Below are 22,101 nucleotides of genomic sequence, written 5' to 3'. Positions count from 1 at the left end.
CCGGCGCGCACAAAGACCGTCCCGCAGATTGCCGTCCGCGTTTTTCCGCCTATCCTTCATGCATCATAGAGGAGGATCAAGCCATGCCCTTCATCCACACCCCCGACGCATCCGCCAGCGAGAAGACCGCGTCCATGTACGCGTCCGCCGAGTCGAACTACGGCTATCTGCCAAACATGTACCGCACCTTCGGGCACCGGCCCGAGGTGATGGAGAACTGGGGTGCCCTGCTTTCGAGCATCCGCAGTCATATGAGCCCCAGGCGCTACGAGCTGGTGACGCTGGCGGCGGCAAAGGAACTCAAGTCCTCGTATTGCATGCTGGCGCACGGTTCCGTGCTGTTGCGCGAGGGCTTCACCAATGACGGGCTGGCGGCCGTGGCGAACGAGACGGAAAAGGCGCCGATCGATGCCGTCGAGCGCGCCGTCATGGCCTTTGCCGCCAAAGTGGTGCGCGACGCGACCTCGGTGACGCAGCAAGATGTCGACGGGTTGAAAAAGCACCAGCTCACCGATGCCGAGATCTTCGACATCACCGCGGCGGCGGCAGCCCGCTGCTTCTTCTCGAAGATGCTGGATGCACTGGGTGCGGCACCGGACCATGTCTATGCCGAACGGCTCGACCCCAATCTCCGCAAGGCACTCACCGTCGGCCGCCCGGTCACGGGGCTCACCTGAGGCAACCTGAAAATCGCCCTGCCGCTTTACCTCCTTGCGCCAATCTACGGGAGGGCGGACATGGCATATCGGAAAAGCAAGGGCAAAGACACTTGGCATTGGTGCCGCAATTGCAGCACCTGGCCAACATCGGATTACGAGGAAAAGCCCTCGAATCGGCGGGGCAGACGCGCCGGCACCATTGAGGGCTGCGCGCATGAGCCGCCGCTCGCTCCTCTCGCCAGCTGACTTGATGAGGTCACCGCGGCATGAGGTGCCCCCAGAACCCAGAACGCCTAGCGCTATTCCGCCTTCATCGCTTCGATCACTGCCCTGAACCCCGCCGGCATGTGGCGCCGGCTGGGGTAGTAGAGGTAGAGCGGCTCTTCCGGCTGGCACCAGTCGTCGAGCACCTGGATGAGTTCGCCGGCCGCGATCATCTTCTCCACGCGATCTTCCCAGACATAGGCGAGCGCCACGCCGCCAAGGGCTGCTTGGGTCATCAGTTCGTGGTCGTCGAGCGAAAGCGGGCCGGCCGGGTGGAAGGTAATCGCCTGCCCGTCCTTCTCGAAATCCCATGGGTAACGCGCGCCGGAGGGGAACATGTTCTGGATACAGAGATGGCGCTTCAGGTCGTGCGGTGTCACCGGCTTCGGCCGCCGTTTGAAATAGGCGGGCGAACCGACGACCACCAGGCGCAGCCGCGGCTTGATGCGCAAGGCGATCATGCCTTCCGTCACCCGCTCCCCAAACCTTATCCCGCCATCGAAACCTTCTTCGACAATATCGATCAGGCGGTCCGTGGCGCTGATTTCGAGCTGCAGGTTCGGATTCTTTTCGAGCAGCGGGCCGATCACCCGGCCGATCACGAAAGGCGCGATCGAATTCGGAACGTTGATCCTGACCTTGCCGAAGGGCGTGTCACGAAACCGGTTCAGCGCATCGAGCGCTGCAGTGATCTCACCGAAGGCCGGATCGAGATGCGACTTCAGGAGTTCGCCCGCCTCCGTCAGCGAGACGCTGCGCGTCGTGCGATTCAAAAGCCGGACGCCGATCCTGTCCTCGAGATTGAGAACCGCATGGCTGACGGCGGAGGCCGTGACGCCCCTCTCCTCGCCCGCCTTTCTGAAGCTCCGGTGCCGGGCAACGGCGGCAAAAGCTGCCAGTTCGGAAAGCTCGGTGGCGCGCATTGCTGAATTTCACTCATCATAGTTTCGATAATAACAAATCTTATACAGCAGCGCATTTTCGGTCAAATTCCTCCCGTCGGCACAGAGATGCGGACACCCAAAAATCCTAGAGCTTGAAAGGAACGTGTCATGAAAGTCTGGTTCATCACTGGTGCATCCCGCGGCTTCGGCGCGCTGATGACGAAGGAAGCGCTTGCAGCCGGCGATGCGGTCGTCGCCACAGCCCGCAATCCGAAGAGCGTCACCGACAAGTTCGGCGACCACCCGAACCTTGTCGCCGTCGCCCTTGACGTCACCAATGAGGGACAAGCGAAGGAGGCCGCGGCAACAGCCGTCGAACGCTTCGGCCGCATCGACGTCCTCGCTAACAATGCGGGTTACGGCCTGCTCGGCGCCGTGGAGGAAGCAACCGCCGAGGAAGTCGAAAGGCTTTACGCCACCAATGTCTTCGGCCTCCTGAAGGTCACCCGTGCCGTCCTGCCCTATATGCGTCGCCAGCGTTCGGGACACATCTTGAACTTTTCCTCGATCGGCGGCTATTTCGGCTATCCCGGCTGGGGCGTCTATGGTTCGACCAAGTTCGCCGTCGAAGGCCTGTCGGAATCCCTGGCCGCCGAACTCGAGCCCTTCGGCATCAAGGTGACGATCGTCGAGCCCGGCTTCTTCCGCACAGATTTCCTCGCCGACAACTCGCTGGCGGTCAGCCCGGCCTCGATCCCGGACTATATCGGCACGCCGGCCGGCAACATGCGCGATTTCGCAGCCGATGCAAACCATGCCCAGCCGGGCGACCCGGCAAGGCTCGCAGCCGGCATCATCACCCTTGCGAACGCGGCAAGCCCGCCGCTCCGCATGCCCTTCGGCAGCGATACAGTCGCGAAGATCGAGGAGCAGAATGCGAGCGTTGCCAAAGAGCTTGCCGAATGGCGCGAACTCGCCGTCTCGACGGATTTTCAAACAGACGCCGCCGCTTGACGGGCTGCTGCCAGTAACTTCGCTCCGCCTGCGGAAAAGCCGAGGGCGGAGCGAAATTGCGTCTTATTGAAGCGTGCGCGTATGGATCTGCTGAGCGACGGCATCCGGTGCCGATGTGGAGAGCTCAGCGTCGAGGCCCGTTGCGACGACGGACACGCGGAACTTGCCGTCGAGATTGCGGTCGAAGATCGCGCCGACGACGATGTCGGCGTCGTCCTGCACCTCGTCGCGGATGCGGCTTGCGGCCTCGTCCACTTCGAAGAGCGTCATGTCCGAACCGCCGGAAATCGAGATCAGAACGCCCTTGGCGCCCTTCATCGAGATGTCGTCGAGCAAGGGATTGGCGATCGCCGCTTCGGCCGCCTTCAGCGCGCGCTCGTCGCCGGATGACTCACCGGTCCCCATCATCGCCCGGCCCATGCCGCGCATCACCGATTTGACGTCGGCGAAGTCGAGATTGATCAGGCCTTCCTTGACGATCAGGTCGGTGATGCAGCCGACACCGGCAAAGAGTACGCGGTCGGCGGTCATGAAGGCGTCGGCGAAGGTGGTCTTCGCATCGGCGATGCGGAAAAGGTTCTGGTTCGGAATGACGATTACGGTGTCGGCCGCCTGGCGCAGCGCCTCGATGCCGATATCCGCCGTCCTCAGGCGCCGGTTGCCCTCGAAGGTGAAGGGCTTAGTGACGACGCCGACCGTCAGGATGCCGGCGGAGCGTGCCGCATGCGCAATCACCGGCGCAGCACCCGTGCCCGTGCCACCGCCCATGCCGGCGGTGACGAAGCACATATGCGAGCCTGCCAGGTGATCCATGATCTCGTCGATCGATTCTTCGGCCGCTGCACGGCCGACTTCCGGCAGCGATCCGGCACCGAGCCCCTCGGTCACGTGCGCGCCGAGCTGGATGCGGCGCGACGCCTTGGACGTTGCCAGCACCTGAGCATCCGTATTGGCGGCGATGAAATCGACACCTTCCAGATTTTCGGAGATCATGTTGTTGATCGCATTGCCGCCGCCGCCGCCAACGCCGATCACCGTGATCCGCGGCCGCAATCCCGAAATCCCGCTCTTGGCGTCCGTCATCATATTCTCCTTTGATGCCATCTCTCGTCCCCGCCCTCGTTGCGGCAAACCGAATCGAGTGTCAGGCTAAGCGAGCAACAAGGCAGAGGCAGGGCGAAAGAACAAGCCGTATGCCTTCTGAAATACCCCATGGAACTTTTTTCCTGGTGGCATAGTTGAATTGATTCATGAATAATTTGCCGGAGGAGAACTGCTGAGATGCCTTTGTCAGCCGCAAGCCAGACTATCGCCTCGCCGCGCGAGCATATTCTGACAGTCCAGGAAGCGCTGGAACCGCTCTTTCTGGCTCTGGAACAGGAGGTGGAGGTGAAGATGATCGCCGCTGCCGTCCGCGCCGGATGGTCGGCAGAGGACGCGGTTGCCGCGATCGATGAGCTCCGCCGCAATGAGCTTGTTGCGGACGTCACGTCCCATTAATACGGGCGTCAAAAATCGGTTCATGAAGCGATAAGTTCGCTCGCCATCCCGCGAGTGCGTCCTAAGTCTAGCGCGACAGCAATGATCGCGGAGCCTTCCTAATGCCTTTCAGGACTATCTGTATCTATGGCGCCGGCGCGCTTGGCGGTGCCATGGCGGTGAAGCTTGCAGCCGGACTCGGCACCGGAGCGACGATCTCCGTGGTGGCGCGAGGCGCCCATCTCGATGCGATGAGGAAGAATGGCCTTGACCTCTTCGAAGCCGGCTCCGAGACGCCGGTCAACGCCCGTATCACCGCAACGGATGATCCATCGGCGCTTCCGCCGCAGGATCTGATCGTTACGGGCCTTAAGGGCCATCAGCTTGGCCCGGCAGCCGAAGGCATCGCCAACCTGCTGAAGGACGGCACGCGTGTCGTCATGATCCTGAACGGCATTCCGTGGTGGTATTTTCACCGCGACAGGCAAAGCCCGCATGCCGAACTGCAGTTGGAGGAACTCGATCCGGGCGGCCGGCTCTGGCGCCTGATCGGTCCGCAACGTGTCATCGGCTGCGTTGCCTATCAGGGCGCGGAAGTGATCAATCCCGGCCAGGTGAAGCTCTCGAACGATGGCCGCTTCATCCTGGGCGAGCCGTCCGGTGAACCATCCGCCGATCTCGAAGCGATTGCCGCGCTCTTCTCCCGCGCCGGCCTCAGTATTACGGCCACGCAGCGCATCCGCGACGAAATTTGGAACAAGCTTACTGGCAACGCCGCCTTCAATCCGATCAGCGCCCTGACGCGAGCCCTGATGACCGACATCATGGCCAATCCGGCGCTTGCCGAAACCGTCGGCAAGGTGATGACCGAAGTGCGCACCGTCGGCCGCGCGCTTGGCGCCCGCTTTGACAGCACCATCGAAGAGCGGCTCGAGCAATCACGGCACGTAGGCGCAGTGCGCACCTCGATGCTGCAGGATCTTTTGGCCGGAAAGCCGCTCGAAATCGTGCCCCTCACCGGCATGATCGTCACGCTGGGACGGCTTGTGTCGGTGCCGACGCCGGTCTCCGAAACGGTATTCGCGCTGGTCTCGCAGCTCGATCGGGAGAACCAGCGGTAGACTGTTCCGGCACCTGCCAGGCGTCTTTATGACATTCTTATATCTTCACCCGTGAGCGCGAATGGATTTCCTATCCGCATCGGCGGTAGCCTTTGGCATCATGAAAAAGGTGAAACGCCATGCGTCTGATGTTTCCGCCCTTTTCGTTTCCTCCTTCGCGCCACAAGACCGGAGCGCGCCATATGCGCGAACGCCACACGGCGCAAATCCTGATGATCTTCGGCATCGTGCTTGCCTTTGTCGAACTCTACGTCGTCATCGCCAATCTCTGGCAGTTGTCGTGAGGTAAGATACCCGAAGCACTGACTGCTCCCGCTGTCCCAGAGCGGGAAGCGTCCGGCGCTTCACACCCTCGCGCAGCCCAACTCTTCCTTAACCGGCGTCCCCTAACATTAGCGGCAATAGACATTTAATCCGCAAAGACCGATGCCGAAACCGAACTTCCGCTTTACCCATTATGATCTTCACGAGCAGCGCGCCGGAACCGTTGTCGAGGTGACACTGAATGCGGTGAACAATGTGCGGCTGATGACGGCGCCGAACTATCAGCGCTTCACCGAGGTTCTCGATTTCAAGTATATTGGCGGAGTTGCCAAAAAATCGCCCATCAGGCTCGCCGTTCCCGAAAGCGGCCACTGGCATCTGATCGTGGACATGGAAGGCCATCACGGGCTTGCCGGTTCCGCAGTGAAGGTGATTGCCGCGCCGGCGGGGCAGAAGCACGCGTCATAAAAGTCACCGGATCGCAACTAGCGCGGATTGCGCTCTTTTCTGAGCTTCGCCCAATATTCGAGCCGCTTGCGGATATCGCGCTCGAAGCCGCGCTCCGGCGGATCGTAGAAGGTCTGGCGGCCCATCTTCTCCGGAAAATAATCCTGGCCCGAAAAGGCGTCGGGCTCGTCGTGGTCGTAGCGATAGCCCTCGCCGTAACCTTCGCCCTTCATCAGCTTGGTCGGCGCGTTCAGGATATGCTTCGGCGGCAGCAGCGAGCCGTTCTCTTTTGCCGCCTGCGTGGCGGCCTTGAAAGCGGTGTAGACGGCATTGGATTTCGGGGCGGTCGCCAGATAGACGCAGGCCTGCGCGAACGCCAATTCACCTTCCGGTGACCCAAGGTAATCATAGGCGTCCTTGGCGGCATTGCAGATGACCAGCGCCTGCGGATCGGCAAGGCCGATATCCTCCACCGCCATGCGCACCAGCCGCCGCCCGAGATAGAGCGGGTCCTCGCCGGCATCGAACATGCGGGCGAGATAGTAGAGCGCTGCATCCGGATCGGAGCCGCGCACGGACTTATGCAGCGCGGAGATGAGATTGTAGTGGCCGTCCTGTGCCTTGTCATAGACCGGGGCACGGCGCTGCACGATGCGCGTAAGCGCTTCGGTATCGAACGTCTCACCGTCGCGGACGGCGCGCCAGACCTCCTCGGCAAGTGTCAGTACGGCACGGCCGTCGCCGTCTGCCATGCGCAAGAGGCTGGCGCGTGCATCCGCCGTCAGCGGCAGCGCCTTGCCTTCGGCTGTCTCGGCGCGCTTCAGCAGTTCTTCCAGGCTTTCTTCATCATGCGATTTGAAGGTCAGCACGCGGGCGCGAGACAAGAGAGCGGCATTGAGTTCGAAGGACGGATTCTCTGTGGTGGCACCGACGAGGATGATGGTGCCGTCTTCCATGACCGGCAGGAAGCTATCCTGCTGGGCACGGTTGAAGCGGTGGATTTCGTCGACGAAAAGCAGCGTCTGGCGACCGTCCATGCGGCGCAGGCGCGCGGCGTCGAAAGCCTTCTTGAGGTCGGCGACGCCGGAGAAGATCGCCGAGATCTGTTCGAAGGCTAGGCCCGCTTCACCGGAAAGCAGGCGGGCAACGGTCGTCTTGCCGGTGCCGGGCGGTCCCCAGAAGATCATGGAGCCGAGCGAACCGCTTGCGATCATCCGGCGCAACACGCCGTCTTCGCCCGTCAGGTGTTCCTGGCCGGTGACTTCGGCAATCGTCTGTGGCCGGAGCCGATCGGCGAGAGGCCGCCTGTTGGCGACCTCCTCTGGAACACGCGGTGCGAAGAGATCGTCGCTCATCGGAAGAACTGCCTTATCCGCTGGCCCTCGCGCTCGATCTCGACGCGCCAGAAACCCGGGTCCGCGTCGGCCATCTGTTCCAGCTCCTCCGTTGTCTGTACCGGTGCGCCATTGATCGAAACGATGATGTCCTTCGGCTCGAAGCCGAGACGCGCTGCAGGCGAGCCATCCTTCACATCGGCAACGACGACACCCGTCGATTCCGTCGGCATGCGCAGCTCGTCAGCGACGCGCGGCGACAGGTTCTCGACGACAGTACCGGTGAAGGGCGTGCGCCCGCCAATCGTGCGCTGGTCGCGCGGCGAGGTTTCCGGCGCCCGGTCGAGCTTCAGCGCCACCTGCTGTTCGCCGCCATTCTCGGCCACGGTCAGGTTGACGGAGCTGCCGAGGCCCGCCGTCGTCAGGCGATAGAGAAGCGCGTCGGGATGTTCGACCGGAACGCCGTTCACCGCCGTGACGATCTCGCCGGCTCTCAGACCCGCCTTGGATGCAGGACCGCCTTCCGTCACTTTCACGATCAGCGCGCCGCGTGCCTTGTCGAGACCGAGCGCTTCTGCAACCTCGGAGGTCACCGCGTCGAAGGTGGCACCGACATAGGGGCGTTCGAACGACTTCACGCCAGCGTCGGCCGATGCCAGGAACACCTTCACCAGGTTGGCGGGGATTGCGAAGCCAATACCGTTCGAGCCGCCGCCGCGCGAGAAGATCGCCGTATTGATGCCGATCAGTTCACCCTTCATGTTCATCAGCGCACCCCCCGAATTGCCGGGATTGATCGACGCGTCGGTCTGGATGAAGAAGCCGAACTCGTTCTTGACAACCTGGTTGCGCGCAAGCGCCGAAACGATGCCGCTCGTCACCGTCTGGCCGACGCCGAAGGGATTGCCGATCGCAAGCACGAGATCGCCAACCTCGACGGCATCCGAATTGCCGATCGCCAGCGTCGGGAAGCTCGCCTTGGTTTCGATCTTCAGCACCGCGAGATCGAGCCGGTCGTCACGCAGCACGACCTTGCACGGGAACTCGCGGCCGTCCGACAGCGCCACCTTGATGTCGTCCGCACCCTCGATGACGTGATTATTCGTCACCACTGTGCCGTTTGCTTCAACGATGACGCCAGAGCCGAGCGAGGATTGCTTTTCTGTGCGATTCGGCATCTGCTGGCCGAAGAACTGCTCGAAGAAAGGGTCGCCTGCAAAGGGAGATTGGCGCTGGATGATCTTCTCTGCGTAGACATTCACCACGGCGCCCGACGTCTGCTTGACGAGCGGCGCGAAGGAAAGCTGCAGTTGCGCCTGGCTTTGCGGCACCGCCTTCGCGTCCTGCGCATCTGCGCCGAACGGCAAAGCGACGACCAGCGCAAAGAGCGAAATGGAAGCGCGTTTCAACAGGCCTTGCATTGGAATCCCTTCTGAATTCGTATTGAGAAAGTGTTGTAGCGCTGGACGCTAGAAAGGAAAGAGGGCGGAAGCATGAAGGAATAAGGCAGGTTTGAAAGCACGTGAGGAACTTGCGGCATGGAACTGATATCAAAAGCGAAAACATGGGCGAAGTCACTGAGGTGTGACATTGCCGCATTATGGCTTGCCGCCCGCGACCCACGCGTTCCGTGGCTTGCAAAAGCAACGGCTGCAGCAGTGGCGGCCTATGCGCTTTCACCTATCGATCTGATCCCGGATTTCGTGCCCGTCCTCGGCTATCTCGACGACCTCGTCATCGTGCCGCTCGGCATTTTGCTGGCCGTCAAGCTCGTCCCGCCGGAGATCATGGCCGAACTCCGAAAGGAGGCCGCATTGCGCGCCAGCCGTCCGGCCAGTAGCAGAGCGGGGCTCCTTTTCGTCCTTGCCGTCTGGACTTGCTGCTTCATCTTTCTGGTACTGGCATTCCTTTGAAACGCTACTTTCTGAAGCAGGAAGATTTGCATGAAACGTTCCCTCACCCTTGCCATACTTGCCTTGTCCGCAGCATGTTTGAGCTCTGGCGCCGCCCAGGCCGCGAGCTTCGACTGCGATGCAAAGGAGCTGAAGCCGGACGAAAAGGTGATCTGCGACAACCGCGCGCTCAATGATGCCGACGTGAAGATGACGACGACGTTCGATCTTCTTTCAGGCCTGCTCGCCATGGGCTCGCGCGGCACGCTGCAGGACGAGCAAACGGCCTGGCTGAAGAAGCGGCAGGAATGCAGGGCTGATGCCGCCTGCATCAAGGCCGCCTATGACGAGCGAATGAAACAGCTCGGCGAGACCTACAAGAACATCAACCGGCCGCTATAGCCGTGCCTGTCAACTCTCGATCAGAGCCCGCACCTGGGTCAAGACCGCACGCGCTGCGCCGCACTATCTAAAGGCCAGCATAAGCTTTGCGGTCCGCCTAGTTGTGCGCCATTTAGAGAAGGTGACGAATGGGTCTTCCAGCGGCGCTTCATGCAAAGCACGTAACGGGCTGAGGCCCGGATTTTCTTTGCGGGCCTCCCACCGTCTCGCGGAAGAGACGCTGGATCACGCCGCGAGATGTTGATCGAAGAACGTGGACAGCTTGTCGAACGGAATGAGGTCCACGCGGTCGTAGAGGTCGACGTGCCCGGCACCCTTGACCCAAACCAGTTCCTTCGGCTCGGCGGCACGATTGTAGGCGTCCTGGCTGAACTCTTTCGAATGAGCCTGATCGCCCGAGATGAACAACATCGGGCGGGGAGAAACAGTCTCGATATCGTTGAACGGATAGAAGTTCATAAACTTCACGCTGCTGGTCATCGTCGGCTTCGTTGTCGTCTGCACTGTCGCACCAGCGGGCGTGAACTGACCACGTGGTGTCCGGTAGAAGTCATAGAATTCGCGCTGGACGGGATCGGTGTCGGCAGTCAGTTCTAGAACCGTCCCGCCGATATACTGGGTTTCCCCGCCGCCAAACTCTGCCCAGCGCTGTTCGGCCGCCATCGCGATAAACTGTTTGCGCTGTTCTAAAGTCTGCGAGTGGTTGAGAGCGTCGCGGAAGGCCGCACCCATATCGTACATGCTGACCGTAGCGATGGCCCGGATACGAGGGTCGATCTTGGCTGCGCTGATGATGAAGCTGCCGCTACCGCAGATTCCGATACCGCCGATACGCTGGCGATCCACGTAGTCTTGGCTACCAAGGAAATCCACCCCTGCGCTGAACGCTTCGGCGTAGACGTCGGGGGAGACGAGGTTGCGGGCTTCCCCTTCGCTTTCACCCCAGAACGGCAGGTCGATGGACATTGCTACGAAGCCCTGCTCGGCCATCTTGGTCGCATAGAGGTTGGCGCTCTGCTCTTTGACCGCTCCCATGGGATGCCCGACGACGATCGCGGGGGTTTTTGCATTCCGATCGAGGTCTTTCGGGGTGAACAGGCTGCCTGCGACGATCGTCTTGTACTGGGACTGGAACGTCACCTTCTGCATGGTGACCTTGTCGCTGGTATAGAAATTGGCCGCGCGATTGGACATGTCCTGCGCCACTGCCGACGAAAAGCCGAGCATAGAGGCAGCTCCGACCGCAGCCATGCCTGCGCCGGTCATTTTCAAAAGCTGGCGGCGGTCGATGCCTGCGGGCATTCCAAGGGCGGCGTTGATTTCGTTCTTCTCGTTCATCGTCGTGTCTCCGTAGGGTGAGGAAAAGGGGAGCGAACTCGGGTGTCGTTAGACCCTCTCGATGCGGAGCGGGAACTCGCCGCGCATCAGCAAAGGCTCGAAGCCATCGTCGAAACGGCCAAGACGGATCAGGCCGGATGAATAGCGGTAGCCGCTATGGAAAAGCGCCAGGTTGCCCCATGGGGCGAAATAGCAGAGGTCGCCGGGACGCTCGTTTTTGAACGGACCGCTTCCTGCCTCTGTCAGTTTGCGCGGCAGGTAGGTGATCTTCTCGTTGGTCGAGTAGTCTTCGATCTTCAGATCGAGCGGCAGCATAGATGCGAAGTCGCGGGCCGACGCGTTGTCGTAGAGGGTTGCGGTCATCGTCTGACCGTTGAACGTCATCCTGATCTTCACCTTGGACGGCTCCTGGCTTGCTGGATCGTTGCCCTGTTGCCCTTGGGCCAGCGGCGGGAAAACCGCCGTTGCAATCATAGACCCGAGAACGCTACGGCGGCTGAGTGTCGTCGAATTCGAAACCATGTCAGATGCTCCGGTTGTAACGCCACGCCGCAGTGGCAAGAACAGACGAGCCAGTCAGAAGCACGGCGGCAAGGACGAAGGTGGTCCACCAGCCCGCCGCGTCGAACAGAAGGCCGCCAAGGGACGCACCCATCGTGATCGCAAGCTGGATAGTGGCAACCTGCAGACCGCCTCCGGCTTCCGCGTCGTCAGGCATAGTCCGGCTCAGCCATGTTCCCCAGCCCACCGGGGCGGCCGTTCCATCAGGAGGGTCGCGGTCACGACCGATGACGTGCCGAAGGCGATCAGCCATAGTGCGATTGCGGCCATCACCAGCGGGATCGATCCCAGAATGCTGAACAACCGCGTCTGAAGCAGACCGCTGACGCAGTAAGTGCCGACGATGCCCGCCAGGCCCATCAGGAGCAGCAGAAGGGAGAGCGTCGAGATCGGGACCTGGGTCACGGTTTCGAGGAACGGGCGGAGATAGGTGAACAGCGCGAATTGTCCCATGAACAGCAGCATGACGGAGGCCATTCCGATCGCGACCTGCGGACGCGCAAGCAAGCGCAGGACGTTCGAAGCGCCTTCCTTCCGGCGCGGCGGGAGGGATGGGAGGCTGATCCACTGCCAGACGAGTGCGAGCAGGGCCAGCGGCACCACGGCGAAGAAGGCCCCGCGCCAGCCTATGGAGGACCCGAGCAGGCTGCCCAGCGGCGCGGAAATCGTCGCAGCGATGGCATTGCCCGCATTCAGCATCGCCACACCTTTCGGGACTGCATCTTCGGGTACGAGGCGCATGACGATGGCGACATCGACCAGAAGCCACCGATGGCGACACCGAGCAGGGTGCGGCCGACCATCAGCACCACATAATTCGGCGCAAGCGTGACGACCGTTCCGGAAATGATCAGTAATAGGGTGAGAGACATCACCACCAGACGGCGGTCCAGTCTGCGCGTGACCGACGAAATGAACAGGCTGGTGACAACAGCGAAGATGCCCGAGATCGAAATCGCCTGACCCATATGGCCTTCGGTCACGCCCAGGTCCGCCGCGATCGGCGACAACAGGCTGACCGGCATGAACTCGGATGCGATCAGCACAGAGACGCAAAGGGCCATGGAGAAAACCGCTCCCCAGGCTGCGGTCATGGGGACATGTCCGCACCCGGACACGGGTCGCGAGGGGTTGTCGCTGACCAGGGCGGCGCTGCTGTCGGTATCGAGTGCGAGTGTTTGCTGTGTCATGAGGGCAATCTACAGCAGGCCCATTTCAGTGATTAGCCGTTGCAATTAGGATGGACTTATCGGACCGCGACATAAATTATCCGGAGGTGTGCATGAAGAGGGAAGACCTGAACGACATGCTCTGGTTTCTGGTCGTCGCCGAGGAGCGCAGCTTTACGAAGGCCGCCGCGAAGCTCGGCACCTCGCAATCGACACTCAGTCACACGATCAAACATCTCGAAGCCCGTCTGGGTTTGCGGCTTCTCACCCGCACGACACGGAGTGTCTCGCCGACGGAAGCGGGCGAGCGGCTCATTCGCTCGCTCCCCGTATCGAGGAGATCGAGTCGGAGATCGACGAGTTGATGGAAATCCGGGACACGCCATCCGGTACCGTCAGGATCACCCTGTCCGATCACGCACTGGAAAGCGTCGTGTGGCCCAAGCTGTGTCCGGTCCTGAAGGACTATCCGGACATCAAGGTCGAACTCAACACGGACAACGCCTTCCGGAATATCGTCGAAGACCGGTTCGACGCGGGGGTGAGACTAGGCGAGAGTGTGGACAAGGACATGATCGCCGTCCGGATCGGGCCGGACTGGCGTCTCGTTGCAGTGGGGTCCGAAGCGTACTTTGCCACGCGGCGCGCTCCCCGTTCACCGCAGGAGCTTGTGGCGCATAACTGCATCAATCATCGCCAGTCCCGATCAGGAGGGCTTTACACCTGGGAGTTCGAAAAGGGAGAGAAGGAGCTTCGTGTCCGTGTCGATGGACAACTCACGTTCAGCACTTCCTACGCAATGATCGATGCAGCGGCCAATGGATATGGTATCGCCTATCTGCCCGAAAACATTGTTGCGAGCGAAATTGCTTCGGGACGATTGGTTCAGGTCCTCGACGACTGGTCGCCTATGTTTCCGGGTTACTATCTCTACTATCCTAGCAGGCGGCAGAATTCCCCTGCGTTCAAGGTCATCGTCGACGCGCTGCGAGTTTGAGGTGAAAAGCCTCTCACCCGCGATCGGGCCGACGTCTCCTTCTGGCGGCGCAGAGCAGTAGGTGAATGCATTGATCTGAAATGTCCGCTTCGGGGCCGGAAGCTGCCCGTCGGCTGTCAGGTGAAGTTGGCAACAAGCGGTCGTTCCGCTGAGATCCAAATCCCTGGACGCACACCTCCACGAAAGACAGCTTCGGCATGTCCGCCCCACCTGACTGCTGGCCAATCGATCGCCTCTGCGCCACCCCTCTCGCTTCATTGGCTTGTCTTGCGGTGCTCATCATTGCTGTGCTCATGCCAAGCCTCTCGGTTGATGAGCTTGCGCTTGCGTTGCACGCCCCAGCGATAGCCCGAGATCGAGCCGTCCGCTTTGACCACTCGATGGCAGGGGATAGCAACCGCGAGCATATTTGCCGCACAGGCCGCGCCGACCTCCTGGGCAGTGGCAGGCAGCGGCAATGTCTTGGCGATCTGGCTATAGGTGATGGTTTCGCCGACGGCACAGCGCGTAGCGCCTGCCAGACAGCCTGCTCCAGCCCGTTGCCGCGAATATCGAGCGGGAGATCCAATCCGTTATTCGGTGCATCGAGGAAGGCTACGATCGTCGCCGTCGTGCTTTCCAGTCCCGCCTCGTCGGCGGCGAGGCGGGTAAGTGGGGAGGCGCTCGTCAGCTCGCGGGTGAGCGCCGCGCGGTCGTCACCCATCAGGATAGCGGCGACGCCCTTATCGCTGATCGCCACAAGTAGCGCACCGAGCGAAAATGTCGCGAAAGCGAAGCGGATATCGTCCGCCGCGGTCTGATGGACGTTGATCTATCGAGAATGGCGTTCATGATGATGTCCTCTATTTCTTGTCAGGATGCACTTTCGCATCCCCTTTAAGGACCGGCACTCCGACCCTTGCTTTCGAACCGAGGAAAGGCTGGGCGATTGGTGATGGCAGCAGTCGTGACGGCGATGGCCGCTCAGGCAGTCGCGGCCTCGCGATCGATAAGGGCCCGCTTGCGCTCGACACCCCAGCGATAGCCGGAGAGCGCGCCGTCGCTCTTCACCACTCGGTGACAGGGGATCGCTACTGCCAGCGCATTCGCCGCGCAGGCTCCAGCCACGGCGCGCACAGACTTGGGAGCGCCGATCCTTTTCGCGATGCCGGTATACGTTGCGGTCGTGCCTGCCGGGATTTCGCGCAACGCCGCCCAGACGCGCTGCTGGAACGCGGTGCCCCGGACGTCGAGCGGAAGGTCGAGGCCGAGCCTCGGGGCCTCGACGAGGCCGACCACGCGTGCCACCAGATTCTCGAACTCGACGTTGCCTCCCGCCAGGCATGCCCGGGGAAAGCGGTCCTGCAGATCGCGAGCCAGCATGTCCGGATCGTCCCCCAACAGGATTGCGCAGACGCCTTTCTGGCTCTTTGCCACCAGGATCGAGCCCAGCGAGCATTCGCCGACCGCGAAGCGAATTTCGGCATTAGCGCCGCCGGCGCGATAGTCGGTCGGGGTCATGCCGAGAATCTCGTCCGACTTCTCGTAGAAGCGACCGCTAGAATTGAATCCGGCGTCGTAGATCGCGGCGGTCACCGTCTCGCTCCGCTCGAGCTCATCGCGGACCTTACCGGCGCGACGGGCTCCAGCATAGTCCTTGGGCGTGACGCCCGTGATAGACTTGAACATGCGGTGGAAATAGCCGGAGCTAAGGCCGACCGCCTTGGCAAGCTCATCGAGCGGTGGAACCTCTTCGGCCTCCTCAATCAACCGGCAGACGCGCGCGACGATTGCGGCGTTCTGAACCTCGGCCGAAGGTTGGTCGGGCTTGCAGCGCTTGCAGGCTCTGAAACCTGCAGCCTCAGCTTCGGCGATGCTGTCGTGGAAGCGAACGTTCTTTGGGTTGGCGGTTCGCGACGGACACGACGGGCGACAATAGATTCCAGTGGTTGCGACGGAATAGTAGAATTGGCCGTCCATCGACCGATCGCGGGCGAGAACACGCGCCCACCGCGGGTTCTGTTCGTTGGCAGCTGCAGCCGAATTCGATCTCTCCATCGCGGGCGTGCTCATGATCGACCCTTTCTGACTTCTTTGTCTAAGGCCCAAGTTAATGCTCCCCGGCACTACCCGCACTCCCGCTCTTGCTTTTGAATTGAAATAGGGTCGGTGAAGACGGAATACGAGCGCAGATGCCGATCAGCGCGGTCGCGTCACGCCGAAGTTGTTAGAAACCTCCTTCCCAACGCCCAACGACATAGTCGCCTTCGGCGATGAGGTCGGCCGCGCCGCCAAACACGAGGTTTGGGAAACGCCTCGCGGAAGTCGGTCATGAACGCCCTTATATCGTCACGGCCACGGCGCGGCTCATGCAGCGAATAGTGCACGAGCATATCGGGCGCCGCGAGCTCTTCGACAATGGCGGGATTCCAGGGGTTGCCCCAGAAGCCCTCGAACCATCGTCCCACGATGGCTTTGTTATCCTGTTCCTTCGAATGATGCATTCCTTATGTGCTGCCGTTGTTTCGATGAGGCCTTCGGATGGCGGCATGTCCGCTGGTCCTGGTGTTCGAGCAATCCGCCAGGCACTGGCTGCGCCCGGCGGGATCGTTCCTAGTGCCTAGGTCCGGTTAATCGACACGCCACCGTCCACCAGGAGCGCGACACCCGTGATGAAGCTCGATGCGTCGGACGCGAGATGGAGCGCGGCTTGGGCGATCTCCTCAGGCCGCCCAAGACGCTTGAGCGCGTGGAGTCCCTCGATGAAGGCTCGAGTGCCCTCCGGAGCGCCTGGCAGGTTGGCGTGATTGGCCGGCGTATCGGTAGCGCCTGGAAGGATCGCGTTCGCCCGGATCCCCTCGCCCCCGAACTCGGCAGCTAGTACCTGAGTTAAGCCGACTATCCCTGCCTTGGCGGCGGCATAGGCGCCCATGCCTGGAAAACCGACGGTGTTGCCGACGAAACTCGAGGTGAACACGATGGAGCCGCCACCACGTTCTATCATCGCGGGCACCTGGTACTTTGCACCAAGAAAGGCGCTGGTCAGGTTGGTGTCGATCGTATCGTGCCAGCCGGCGATCGACAGGCCGGGCACCGGGCCCATCTCGCCACTCGAACCGGCATTGTTAAACGCGATGTCGAGCCCGCCAAACTGGCTGACCGCGGTGTCGACCAAAGCCTTTGCGTGCGCCTCGTCCTTCACGTCGCCCGCAACGGCGACCGCTTGTCCGCCGGCCTTCTCGATTTCGCCGACAAGCGCATCGAGTTCCACCTTACGGCGTCCCGCCACAACGACCTTGGCGCCTTCCTGTGCGAACAATTTCGCTGCCGCATAACCGATACCTGAACTTGCTCCGGTAACGATGGCGACTTTGTCCTTAAGTATGTTCATAATCCAACTCCTGGTCATCAGTTCTGTTCAAGAACGATGCCACTTTGGATCTCCAGCGACACTCCGCTTGTTGCTTTCCAATCAGATGACTTGTCGGCACCCACCAGTGTCTGTGCAATGTGCTTGACCAAGCGTCGTCGCGGCGCGAGCCGCGGGCGGGAAGGGTGGCGGAAAGGGATCGCCGGTGGTGATGCTCCTGCGAGTGCCCTACTCGGTTTTGCCCAGACGTTCGTCCCGGCTACGGACATCCGATTGAGGGCCGCACGGGAGAAAATGGCTCGAGGGGGGGCCGGAAGCTGACGAGCTGCTTCGAGGCACGAATTAGCTAAAGAGCACACCTTCAGGCACCCTGCGTGCATCATCTTGAAAGTAAGCTGTTGCTGTCGTTGGTTTCCGGCACGACGGCTTTTCGGAAGAGAGCAACGGACAGCGCCGCACTGGCAACCGCCGGAGTAGGACTTAGCCATCACGCCCCCTCACCGCCCATGAGGTGGTATCGTGATCGGGGTGCTGGTTGTTGCTCTCCTTGATCGCCGCGGCCCAGTCGGCGCCGTTGTTTTCGGTCGCACCGGTATTTTCTATGCCCGTGATCGTATCGAACCATGCCACCATGTTCTCGGTGCAGGTATTGGCAAGCGGCGAGAAGGCGTGCGGATCGTCAAGCGAACCGATCATCAGGTTGGTGCGACCGTTTTCGAGGTGGTGGAAGAACAATGGCGTGCCGCAATTGGCGCAGAAGCCGCGCTCGACAAGCTCCGAGCTCTTCCAGACGCTCGGCTTGCCGCGTGTCCAGGTGAGCGCATCATCGGGCGCGGCGACGAGCGCGGCAAAGATGTTGCCCGAGGCTTTCTGGCACATGCGGCAATGGCAGAGATGTGAATTGTCGAGCATAGCGGTTGCGTGGTAGCGCACGGTACCGCACTGGCAGCCGCCGCTCACCTCCATCTCGATGCGTTTCATTTTTCTCCTCCTTCAAGAGGCGGGTTTGGGCTTAATCTCTTTTAGGTTTTCGTCTTTTAATCGTCCAGCCTCCCAGAGCGGATCCAATTCTGGTGTTAGTGGGTGTGGTTTGCCCGCCCAGAACAATGGATCCGATCACGCCTTCTCGACCGTCCGCCCATAACTTCCGCTTCAACCGTCGGTTAAGCGGTGGCCGAAGCTCGCAGAGGCAGTTGGGTGGGTCCGCAGCCGCGAAATTCCGGTGCGAGCGCTCGCGAAGTCCGCTTTTGGAAGTTGCTCAACGTGGCTTTGACGACCGATATGCGGGCGCGAAAAAGCCGAATTGCTCGAGGAAAACGGTCACTCCCTGCCCATGCTTTCTTGCCATCCTCAAGGGAGGCTGTGTTACCCAGGGCAATAGCCTCTGTCTTCCAAGCGAACAGTCGCTCTTAAATCAAGCTCTGACCGCCATCGATGTTGATGGTCTGGCCAGTCGTGAACTCGCTCTCCATCAGATAGACATAGGCCAGAGCAACGTCAGCCGGAGTCGCGATCTTTCCCGATGGAAGACGCGCGGCCATGGCCTCGAAGAGCTGAGACTTCGCCTCGCCAGCGAGCTCGGTAAACATCGGTGTGTCCACCCAACCTGGGGATATGACATTCACACGTGACGGCGCAAGTTCAAGCGAGGTGCTCGCGCGAGATAGGTGAACGAACCGGCTATCGCAGAGACGACCGCACCACCAGGGACCGGCGGACGATCCTTGTTGATCCCCGACGTGAACGTCATGCTACCGCCGCGGCTAAGCGTTCGCGCAGCATATTTGGCAACGAGAACTGCACCGACGAGCTTGTTGTCGATAAAGCGCCGGACATTGTCGATATCGGTTTGGTCGATAGGATCACCCGGCGGCGGCGTGCCGGCCGTCGAGACCAAATGATCGAACACTCCAATTCTTTCGAATAGGGCGGCAATGTTGGCTTCCTGGGTCATGTCGGCGGCGAACGTTTCCACTCGCCCGTCAACACCTAGAGCCCTCCTCGCCCTCTCCAGCTTGTCCGCCGATCTGCCAACGATCATCAGGTCCGCACCGCGCTCAAGCGTTGCGGCCGCGACACCAAGGCCAATTCCGGAGCTGCCTCCGACAACAATAACCTTCTTGCCCATCAGATTTGCCATGGGTTCCTCCATCGATAAGTAGGGATAATGAGCAGGGAAAATGCGACGCTGCCGTCGCTTGCGCTCAGCTAGTTTCGCCGCTGTAAGCGCGCTCGAGATCAGCGATGATGATCTTCGTCATCTTGTACATGGCCTGCAGGACACGGCCCGCCCTTTCCCGGTCTGGGTCGGCAACCCACTTCAGGAGCGCCTTCGGAGTGACCTGCCAGTAGACACCAAACTTATCAGTGAGCCATCCGCATGGTTGTTCCTTGCCGCCACCCGAGGTCAGGGCGTCCCAATAGTAATCCGTTTCCGCCTGGTCGTCCGTTTCGACAAGGAACGAGAACGCCTCACTGTATGTTGCGTGGGAATGTGCGTTCAAAGCGGCGATGGGCAGGCCGGCCAGTTCGAAGCGGACGACCGACAGTTCAGGATCAGGAAGGTCAACGCGACCTAGGGTTTTCGATTCTTTGAAGACAGACGTGTAGAACGCCATGGCTTCTTCTGCCTGGGATGCGAACCAAAGGTGTGGGAAGATTCTCATCTCGATTCTCCTTTCTCACGAGAGACATCTTTCCCGACGGTCGAGCCGGATGATCGAACCGTCCCAATCTCGTTCAAAGCCGATGTCCTGCAGCCGATCGGACGAAAAGCGTTCGAAGTGCCGCATCCTCCAACACTCCTGGATGGCGACGACCAATGCGACAGCCTGGTGCCCTACAAGCCTAATTGGATTTTCGATCTGAGCGTCAGGCGTGGAGGCCCTTTTGCAGAAAAGCGGTGTGGCATCTAACGTGTGAGTAGTGGTCACGATGATCTCTTTCATATTTGGCAGGGAGCTTTCCGCCTGCTGTGATGACGAAGATGCGCGGAGTGGGACTGGACGACAACCGATTATTCCTGCAGTATTTGTGAGTTTCACTCACAGGTGACTGATGCCGCGCCGACTACCTCCCCTCACGACTCTCCCCGCATTCGACGCCGCCGCCCGCCATCTCAGCTTCACCAAAGCAGCCGCGGAACTTCACGTTACGCATGGCGCGATCAGCCGGGCTGTTCGCAATCTCGAAGAGGGGCTCGGCACTTTGCTGTTCGAACGAGCGACACGATCGGTGAAGCTGACGCAAGCTGGGGTCGCATATGCGGCCGAAGTCGGCGCAGCGCTCGATCGGATCGCTGTCGCGACGACTGCTGCCAGCGCGCCAAGATCGGCGGGTGTTCTCAATGTGAGCACGTCGGATGGCTTCGCCGGACGGTGGCTCGTGCCGCGGCTAATCCGGTTTCACCGCGCCCATAGCGACATAGACGTGCGGCTGTCGACCTCGGGTACCTTCGCAGATTTTATCAGGGACGGGGTCGACATCGCCATCAGGTTTGGGGAAGGCAATTATGAGGGCGTGGTGTCCGAATTATTGGCTGAAGAAGACGTCTCTCCGGTCTGCAGTCCGGAACTGCTGGTCGGTGAGCATCCACTGCGGACACCGGCAGACCTGAAGTATCATCGGTTGATCCACGATAACTTTCGCATCGACTGGGCAGCCTGGCTTCAGGCCGCGGGCATTCACGATGTGAACCCCACCGCAGGTGTGCGGTTCGACTCCGCCTCCTACGCCGTCGAAGCCGCAGTTCAGGGTGAGGGGGTGCTTCTGGGGAGAGCCGCACTGGTATCGGCCGATCTGGCCGCGGGCCGGCTCCTTCGACCCTTTGACCTGACGCTGCGATCGAGGTGGAGCTACTACGTCGTATATCCAGAAGGGGCTCTACGCCAACGGAAAATCAGAGCGTTTCGCGACTGGCTGTTTGGTGAAATGGGTTCGTCGCCAAGGTCTAATGAAAGTTGAACACGCAAATTCATATGGGACCGCCCCTCGGACAAAATTCAGCAAATCCGCATCCGAGACTTCGAGACATTCGAACGACTTCTCACGGCTCCCGAAAAAATCACTTGTCGGCTACGGAGAGCGAATCGGGAGCCGCTGAGCCAGCAGCAACCGGTATCGCTTCCACGCCGTCCGGGTTACGATGCGTAGCTGAGAATGGTCGCGGGCGCCTCGTCGGACCACCTACGTCAGGAGGGCAGTATGAAATCGCCAACAGTGAGAGTCATGGCCGCGGCCGAGGAAGATCTGGCGGTCGAAACGGTCATGCTTGCCTTTGCAGCGGATCCTATGGCGCGATGGACCTGGCCGCAGGCACACCAGTACCTTGCGGCGATGCCGCGAATGATCCGGGCGTTCGGCAGCAGCGCATTCTCTAACGGAAGTGCCTTTTGCACCGATGGCTACGCCGGAACGGCGCTGTGGCTATCGCCCGGGGTACATTCCGACGACGAAGGGCTTGGTGCGGTGCTCGAGAGCACGGTTGCGCGCGCTCTTACCCCCGAAACCACAGCCATATTCGAGCAGATGGCCAGGTACCACCCGACCGAACCACATTGGTACCTGCCACTGATCGGCGTCGACCCGGCGCATCAAGGCGAAGGTCACGGCGACGCCTTGATGGCGTACGCACTCGCACGGTGCGACCGCGATCACGCGCCAGCCTATTTGGAATCCTCGAACCCGCGCAACATTCCGTTTTACCGACGCTATGGCTTCGAACCGCTCGGCGCGATCCAGGTCGGTTCGTCGCCGACGCTCGTCCCGATGCTGCGTCGGCCGCGTTGAGCTTCGTGCGATCAGATAGTTTGTGCCGTAGCGGCGCCGAGGCGCGCGGCACAGCCCCGAAACGAAGATGGGCGGACCGGCGAGACGTTTGCTGGCCGCCGCCTAGTTGGGTTTTAGGCGATGTCCGCTTTTAGAAGTC

Annotated in this window: 22 protein-coding genes and 3 pseudogenes; 11 read left to right on the top strand and 14 right to left on the bottom strand. The window is 61.0% G+C overall.

Annotation, left to right across the window (positions count from 1 at the left end; all coding sequences use genetic code 11):
• The first annotated feature begins 83 nt into the window (after positions 1 to 83).
• The gene (locus ISN39_RS06250; RefSeq protein ID WP_074067625.1) at positions 84 to 677 is read left to right on the top strand and encodes a carboxymuconolactone decarboxylase family protein; all 594 of its coding nucleotides are present in this window, start codon (positions 84 to 86) and stop codon (positions 675 to 677) included.
• Positions 678 to 958: 281 nt separating this feature from the next.
• Here ISN39_RS06250 and ISN39_RS06245 read toward each other — a convergent pair whose 3' ends face one another.
• A complete protein-coding gene (locus tag ISN39_RS06245) occupies positions 959 to 1,846 on the bottom strand; it encodes a LysR family transcriptional regulator (RefSeq protein WP_194729468.1) in 888 nt (295 codons plus the stop codon).
• Positions 1,847 to 1,975: 129 nt separating this feature from the next.
• Here ISN39_RS06245 and ISN39_RS06240 point away from each other — a divergent pair, with 129 nt between their 5' ends.
• Positions 1,976 to 2,821: an oxidoreductase gene (locus ISN39_RS06240; RefSeq protein WP_194729467.1), complete on the top strand. Its 846-nt coding sequence runs from the start codon at positions 1,976 to 1,978 to the stop codon at positions 2,819 to 2,821.
• Positions 2,822 to 2,884: 63 nt separating this feature from the next.
• Here ISN39_RS06240 and ftsZ read toward each other — a convergent pair whose 3' ends face one another.
• Positions 2,885 to 3,904 (bottom strand): cell division protein FtsZ, encoded by a 1,020-nt coding sequence (gene ftsZ, locus ISN39_RS06235; protein ID WP_194730116.1) that lies wholly within the window; start codon positions 3,902 to 3,904, stop codon positions 2,885 to 2,887.
• A gap of 198 nt (positions 3,905 to 4,102) precedes the next feature.
• On the opposite strand from ftsZ, the gene ISN39_RS06230 reads away from it, so the two are divergent.
• The 4 genes from ISN39_RS06230 to ISN39_RS06215 all read left to right on the top strand — a co-directional run bounded on the left by ISN39_RS06230 (position 4,103) and on the right by ISN39_RS06215 (position 6,153).
• Positions 4,103 to 4,321, top strand: a complete 219-nt coding sequence (locus tag ISN39_RS06230) for a hypothetical protein (RefSeq protein WP_039844655.1) — start codon at positions 4,103 to 4,105, stop codon at positions 4,319 to 4,321.
• A gap of 101 nt (positions 4,322 to 4,422) precedes the next feature.
• The gene (locus ISN39_RS06225) at positions 4,423 to 5,421 is read left to right on the top strand and encodes a 2-dehydropantoate 2-reductase (RefSeq protein WP_074067619.1); all 999 of its coding nucleotides are present in this window, start codon (positions 4,423 to 4,425) and stop codon (positions 5,419 to 5,421) included.
• Positions 5,422 to 5,540: 119 nt separating this feature from the next.
• Positions 5,541 to 5,705: a hypothetical protein gene (locus tag ISN39_RS06220; RefSeq protein WP_194729466.1), complete on the top strand. Its 165-nt coding sequence runs from the start codon at positions 5,541 to 5,543 to the stop codon at positions 5,703 to 5,705.
• A 142-nt stretch (positions 5,706 to 5,847) separates the two neighbouring features.
• Positions 5,848 to 6,153 carry a DUF1883 domain-containing protein gene (locus ISN39_RS06215; RefSeq protein WP_194729465.1) on the top strand — a complete coding sequence of 102 codons (306 nt, stop codon included), beginning with the start codon at positions 5,848 to 5,850 and terminating at the stop codon, positions 6,151 to 6,153.
• A 17-nt stretch (positions 6,154 to 6,170) separates the two neighbouring features.
• Here the strand turns inward: ISN39_RS06215 and ISN39_RS06210 are convergent, their stop codons facing one another.
• Positions 6,171 to 7,487, bottom strand: a complete 1,317-nt coding sequence (locus ISN39_RS06210; protein ID WP_074067616.1) for a replication-associated recombination protein A — start codon at positions 7,485 to 7,487, stop codon at positions 6,171 to 6,173.
• Positions 7,484 to 8,887, bottom strand: coding sequence for a DegQ family serine endoprotease (locus tag ISN39_RS06205; protein ID WP_074067614.1), 1,404 nt, complete (start codon positions 8,885 to 8,887; stop codon positions 7,484 to 7,486). The genes ISN39_RS06210 and ISN39_RS06205 overlap by 4 nt, the downstream gene beginning before the upstream one ends.
• Positions 8,888 to 9,004: 117 nt before the next feature.
• Here ISN39_RS06205 and ISN39_RS06200 point away from each other — a divergent pair, with 117 nt between their 5' ends.
• Positions 9,005 to 9,379 (top strand): YkvA family protein, encoded by a 375-nt coding sequence (locus ISN39_RS06200; protein ID WP_194729464.1) that lies wholly within the window; start codon positions 9,005 to 9,007, stop codon positions 9,377 to 9,379.
• Between the two features lie 30 nt (positions 9,380 to 9,409).
• Positions 9,410 to 9,760, top strand: a complete 351-nt coding sequence (locus ISN39_RS06195) for a lysozyme inhibitor LprI family protein (protein ID WP_194729463.1) — start codon at positions 9,410 to 9,412, stop codon at positions 9,758 to 9,760.
• A gap of 225 nt (positions 9,761 to 9,985) precedes the next feature.
• Here the strand turns inward: ISN39_RS06195 and ISN39_RS06190 are convergent, their stop codons facing one another.
• From ISN39_RS06190 to ISN39_RS06180, 3 genes and pseudogenes are all read right to left on the bottom strand, one after another.
• Entirely contained in the window at positions 9,986 to 11,098 is a 1,113-nt protein-coding gene (locus ISN39_RS06190; protein ID WP_194729462.1) for an alpha/beta hydrolase, read from the bottom strand.
• A 48-nt stretch (positions 11,099 to 11,146) separates the two neighbouring features.
• Positions 11,147 to 11,620, bottom strand: coding sequence for a cyclophilin-like fold protein (locus ISN39_RS06185; protein WP_194729461.1), 474 nt, complete (start codon positions 11,618 to 11,620; stop codon positions 11,147 to 11,149).
• A 1-nt stretch (position 11,621) separates the two neighbouring features.
• Positions 11,622 to 12,753, bottom strand: a pseudogene (locus ISN39_RS06180) (MFS transporter).
• Positions 12,754 to 12,941: 188 nt separating this feature from the next.
• On the opposite strand from ISN39_RS06180, the pseudogene ISN39_RS06175 reads away from it, so the two are divergent.
• Positions 12,942 to 13,825, top strand: a pseudogene (locus ISN39_RS06175) (LysR family transcriptional regulator).
• Between the two features lie 963 nt (positions 13,826 to 14,788).
• Here the strand turns inward: ISN39_RS06175 and ada are convergent.
• The 7 genes and pseudogenes from ada to ISN39_RS06140 form a co-directional block, all read right to left on the bottom strand.
• Complete coding sequence (gene ada / locus ISN39_RS06165) at positions 14,789 to 15,877, bottom strand: bifunctional DNA-binding transcriptional regulator/O6-methylguanine-DNA methyltransferase Ada (protein ID WP_246763283.1); 1,089 nt, start codon at positions 15,875 to 15,877, stop codon at positions 14,789 to 14,791.
• A gap of 160 nt (positions 15,878 to 16,037) precedes the next feature.
• A pseudogene (locus tag ISN39_RS06160) lies at positions 16,038 to 16,308 on the bottom strand (ester cyclase); the annotation flags it as partial.
• 116 nt (positions 16,309 to 16,424) lie between these two features.
• A complete protein-coding gene (locus ISN39_RS06155) occupies positions 16,425 to 17,195 on the bottom strand; it encodes an SDR family oxidoreductase (RefSeq protein ID WP_194729460.1) in 771 nt (256 codons plus the stop codon).
• Positions 17,196 to 17,654: 459 nt separating this feature from the next.
• Positions 17,655 to 18,155: a GFA family protein gene (locus ISN39_RS06150; RefSeq protein WP_194729459.1), complete on the bottom strand. Its 501-nt coding sequence runs from the start codon at positions 18,153 to 18,155 to the stop codon at positions 17,655 to 17,657.
• Positions 18,156 to 18,583: 428 nt separating this feature from the next.
• Positions 18,584 to 18,775, bottom strand: coding sequence for an SDR family oxidoreductase (locus ISN39_RS37600; protein WP_281438308.1), 192 nt, complete (start codon positions 18,773 to 18,775; stop codon positions 18,584 to 18,586).
• A 20-nt stretch (positions 18,776 to 18,795) separates the two neighbouring features.
• A complete protein-coding gene (locus ISN39_RS06145) occupies positions 18,796 to 19,314 on the bottom strand; it encodes an SDR family NAD(P)-dependent oxidoreductase (RefSeq protein ID WP_210388704.1) in 519 nt (172 codons plus the stop codon).
• 64 nt (positions 19,315 to 19,378) lie between these two features.
• A complete protein-coding gene (locus tag ISN39_RS06140) occupies positions 19,379 to 19,840 on the bottom strand; it encodes a VOC family protein (RefSeq protein ID WP_194729458.1) in 462 nt (153 codons plus the stop codon).
• A 391-nt stretch (positions 19,841 to 20,231) separates the two neighbouring features.
• Between ISN39_RS06140 and ISN39_RS06135 the strand changes: the two genes are divergently transcribed.
• Together ISN39_RS06135 and ISN39_RS06130 are read left to right on the top strand one after the other, a co-directional pair.
• Positions 20,232 to 21,137 (top strand): transcriptional regulator GcvA, encoded by a 906-nt coding sequence (locus tag ISN39_RS06135; RefSeq protein ID WP_194729457.1) that lies wholly within the window; start codon positions 20,232 to 20,234, stop codon positions 21,135 to 21,137.
• Between the two features lie 240 nt (positions 21,138 to 21,377).
• Positions 21,378 to 21,962, top strand: coding sequence for a GNAT family N-acetyltransferase (locus ISN39_RS06130; protein WP_194729456.1), 585 nt, complete (start codon positions 21,378 to 21,380; stop codon positions 21,960 to 21,962).
• The last annotated feature ends 139 nt before the right edge of the window (positions 21,963 to 22,101 follow it).

Origin of the sequence: Rhizobium sp. 007 (assembly GCF_015353075.1) — a bacterium.
Lineage (GTDB): Bacteria > Pseudomonadota > Alphaproteobacteria > Rhizobiales > Rhizobiaceae > Rhizobium.
This window is presented reverse-complemented; position numbering and strand designations above follow the sequence as displayed.

What these genes read in the sequence shown, in the direction of transcription:
- ISN39_RS06150 (WP_194729459.1), bottom strand. Translation starts at nt 18,155, where the DNA reads ATGAAACGCATCGAGATGGAGGTGAGCGGCGGCTGCCAGTGCGGTACC.
- ISN39_RS06240 (WP_194729467.1), top strand. Translation starts at nt 1,976, where the DNA reads ATGAAAGTCTGGTTCATCACTGGTGCATCCCGCGGCTTCGGCGCGCTG.
- ISN39_RS06230 (WP_039844655.1), top strand. Translation starts at nt 4,103, where the DNA reads ATGCCTTTGTCAGCCGCAAGCCAGACTATCGCCTCGCCGCGCGAGCAT.
- ada (WP_246763283.1), bottom strand. Translation starts at nt 15,877, where the DNA reads ATGAGCACGCCCGCGATGGAGAGATCGAATTCGGCTGCAGCTGCCAAC.
- ISN39_RS06210 (WP_074067616.1), bottom strand. Translation starts at nt 7,487, where the DNA reads ATGAGCGACGATCTCTTCGCACCGCGTGTTCCAGAGGAGGTCGCCAAC.
- ISN39_RS06225 (WP_074067619.1), top strand. Translation starts at nt 4,423, where the DNA reads ATGCCTTTCAGGACTATCTGTATCTATGGCGCCGGCGCGCTTGGCGGT.
- ISN39_RS06250 (WP_074067625.1), top strand. Translation starts at nt 84, where the DNA reads ATGCCCTTCATCCACACCCCCGACGCATCCGCCAGCGAGAAGACCGCG.
- ISN39_RS06140 (WP_194729458.1), bottom strand. Translation starts at nt 19,840, where the DNA reads ATGAGAATCTTCCCACACCTTTGGTTCGCATCCCAGGCAGAAGAAGCC.
- ISN39_RS06215 (WP_194729465.1), top strand. Translation starts at nt 5,848, where the DNA reads ATGCCGAAACCGAACTTCCGCTTTACCCATTATGATCTTCACGAGCAG.
- ftsZ (WP_194730116.1), bottom strand. Translation starts at nt 3,904, where the DNA reads ATGACGGACGCCAAGAGCGGGATTTCGGGATTGCGGCCGCGGATCACG.
- ISN39_RS06130 (WP_194729456.1), top strand. Translation starts at nt 21,378, where the DNA reads ATGAAATCGCCAACAGTGAGAGTCATGGCCGCGGCCGAGGAAGATCTG.
- ISN39_RS06245 (WP_194729468.1), bottom strand. Translation starts at nt 1,846, where the DNA reads ATGCGCGCCACCGAGCTTTCCGAACTGGCAGCTTTTGCCGCCGTTGCC.
- ISN39_RS06185 (WP_194729461.1), bottom strand. Translation starts at nt 11,620, where the DNA reads ATGGTTTCGAATTCGACGACACTCAGCCGCCGTAGCGTTCTCGGGTCT.
- ISN39_RS06205 (WP_074067614.1), bottom strand. Translation starts at nt 8,887, where the DNA reads ATGCAAGGCCTGTTGAAACGCGCTTCCATTTCGCTCTTTGCGCTGGTC.
- ISN39_RS06145 (WP_210388704.1), bottom strand. Translation starts at nt 19,314, where the DNA reads ATGGCAAATCTGATGGGCAAGAAGGTTATTGTTGTCGGAGGCAGCTCC.
- ISN39_RS06220 (WP_194729466.1), top strand. Translation starts at nt 5,541, where the DNA reads ATGCGTCTGATGTTTCCGCCCTTTTCGTTTCCTCCTTCGCGCCACAAG.
- ISN39_RS06190 (WP_194729462.1), bottom strand. Translation starts at nt 11,098, where the DNA reads ATGAACGAGAAGAACGAAATCAACGCCGCCCTTGGAATGCCCGCAGGC.
- ISN39_RS06135 (WP_194729457.1), top strand. Translation starts at nt 20,232, where the DNA reads ATGCCGCGCCGACTACCTCCCCTCACGACTCTCCCCGCATTCGACGCC.
- ISN39_RS06155 (WP_194729460.1), bottom strand. Translation starts at nt 17,195, where the DNA reads ATGAACATACTTAAGGACAAAGTCGCCATCGTTACCGGAGCAAGTTCA.
- ISN39_RS06200 (WP_194729464.1), top strand. Translation starts at nt 9,005, where the DNA reads ATGGAACTGATATCAAAAGCGAAAACATGGGCGAAGTCACTGAGGTGT.
- ISN39_RS06195 (WP_194729463.1), top strand. Translation starts at nt 9,410, where the DNA reads ATGAAACGTTCCCTCACCCTTGCCATACTTGCCTTGTCCGCAGCATGT.